The sequence below is a fragment of the Ammoniphilus sp. YIM 78166 genome (assembly GCF_004522215.1).
In the GTDB taxonomy this organism is placed as follows: domain Bacteria; phylum Bacillota; class Bacilli; order Aneurinibacillales; family RAOX-1; genus YIM-78166.
On sequence record NZ_SDLR01000044.1, the window covers coordinates 1 to 496 of the forward strand.

General features: G+C 52.0%; 1 protein-coding gene. It reads right to left on the reverse strand.

What is annotated here, in order from left to right; translation table 11 throughout:
* Nucleotides 1-415, reverse strand: a 415-nt coding sequence (locus EIZ58_RS32795; RefSeq protein WP_205672453.1) for an IF-2-associated domain-containing protein, incomplete at its 3' end; no start/stop codon positions are given.
* Between the last annotated feature and the right edge of the window lie 81 nt (nt 416-496).

Here is a 496-nt window from a genome sequence, read left to right on the forward strand (position 1 = left end):
GTTCTGCGGCCTCACGTTCAGCTTTTTGTTGCGCCTCGCGTTTAGCCGATTCTTCTGCCTCACGACGGGCTTGCTCTTCCGCTTCACGCTGCGCTTGCTCTTCCGCTGCAAGGCGTTCAGCCTCTTGCGGATCGCGTTTCACAAAGGTGCGTTTCTTGCGGACTTCGATTTGTACCGATTTGCTTTTTCCACCGGTACCAGGAATGTTAAGGGTGCTGCGTGTTTTACGTTGCAGCGTCAATTTGTCCGGGCCTGAATTTTTCTGATTCAGGTGGTCAATCAAAGTCTGTTTCTCTTGTGCAGACACAGAGTCGTCAGCAGACTTCCGGATACCTGCATCAGCAAATTGCTGTACCAGGCGTTCCACGGAGGTCTGTCGCTCTGCGGCCAGCGTTTTAATCGTTACATCTGTCATGCTGTTCCTTCCTGCTACAGTTTATTACGCTTCGTCACCGAACCAGCAAATATTACGGGCAGCCATAATCAGAGCTCCGGC